Origin of the sequence: Rhodococcus sp. Chr-9, assembly GCF_000801125.1 — a bacterium.
Taxonomy (GTDB): domain Bacteria; phylum Actinomycetota; class Actinomycetes; order Mycobacteriales; family Mycobacteriaceae; genus Rhodococcus; species Rhodococcus pyridinivorans.
Map to the genome: position 1 here is coordinate 1 of NZ_JTIZ01000010.1, position 1,435 is coordinate 1,435.

The 1,435-nt window shown below is 63.8% G+C and carries 1 protein-coding gene; it reads right to left on the reverse strand.

The genetic code is table 11. From position 1 onward, the window contains the following. Nucleotides 1-21: 21 nt before the first annotated feature. Nucleotides 22-1,266 (reverse strand): IS701 family transposase, encoded by a 1,245-nt coding sequence (locus tag QR64_RS01385; RefSeq protein WP_411908066.1) that lies wholly within the window; start codon nt 1,264-1,266, stop codon nt 22-24. Nucleotides 1,267-1,435 lie beyond the last annotated feature (169 nt).

A 1,435-nucleotide genomic window follows, 5' to 3' on the forward strand; every position in this document is an offset into this window, starting at 1 on the left:
TACTACAGCTGTAGATCGAGCTCAAGGATGCGCTGACCTGCGGTTCTGATGACATATCCGAGCTCGTTGCTGATGCTGTCGCCGCCAGATCGACCAATCCAAGACCCGACTACCACCGAGATGTAATGGCGTCAGCACCAGAGCGACGAACAACCGTCGGAATTCATTGATGCTCAACCGAATCAACGAGGAGTTACCCTGCTCGACGGTGCGCTGGGTAGCAGTAGCCGCAGCGAGAAACGCGTGGGCGAGCATGACCAGAACGGTCCAGCGATGCCAGGACGTCCACGTGCGAAGCTGATGTTGATCCAATCCCGTCAGGCCTTTGCCGGTCTGGAAGGATTCCTCGACGGTCCAGCGGCGACCGGCGACGCGCACCAACTCGGCCAACGTCACTGGGGCGGGGCTGTAGCAGTGGTAGTAGGCCAACTCCCCGGTCGTGTCGTTGCGGCGGGCGAGCACCGAGCAGTGCCCACCGCAGGCGGGGGCATCGGTGGTGTCGATCCACGCCCACGAATACCAGCGCGGTCCCTTGGCTCCGTCCCCGGCCGACAGTCGCCGCCACGCTCGTCGTGGCAGCGCAGCAACAAGTTCGTCGACACGACACCGACCGCTGACGGTGTCCACCTTCCGGTTGCAGCCGATCGCCAGGACGTACCCGATCTGCCTTTCCTGCAATGCCGTTCGCAGGTCCGGGCAGGAACCGTAGACTTCGTCGCCGGCGACCCATGCGGCAGGGGTGTCGGCGTCGAGAGTGCGGGTGATCATTTCGGTGGCCAGGGCGGGCTTGGTCGCGAACTCCACCTCCTCGGGCACTCCGGCGTCGGTGCGGCGGTCGTGGTCCTCGGCCCACGAGCGTGGTAGGTACAGGGCACGGTCGATCAGAGCATGGCCTTTCGAGCTGGTGTAGGTCATGTAGACGGCAACCTGGCAGTTCTCGATCCGCCCGGCGGTGCCGGAGTACTGGCGCTGTACCCCGACGGTTTTCGTGCCCTTCTTCACGTGCCCGGTTTCGTCGACGACGAGCACCGCGTCGGGTTCGGCGAACGCGTCGATGATCATCGCTCGGAGGTCGTCGCGGATCTCGTCGGCCTCCCACGTGGCCCGCGACAGTAAGTGCTGCAACTTGTCCGGTGTGGCATGTCCTGACAGTTCGGCCATCGTCCAGCAGTTCTTGGTTTCCAGCGATGAGAGCACCCCTACGACGAACGCGCCCGCGTTCCGTGCCGCTTCACGGCGGGCGAACCGGGGCGTGATCGTGTCGATCAGCGCGTCCAGGCGCTGTCGCCAGCGTTGATGGTCTACCCTCAAACCCGCGGTTGCCGTGGGTGTCTTCGATGACTTCACAAACCACGAATCATGCCCCGGCAGCCGCCTTCACCAGAGTCAACGCGCCGCAATCCCGACAGATCAGCGATCTACGGCTGTAGTACTA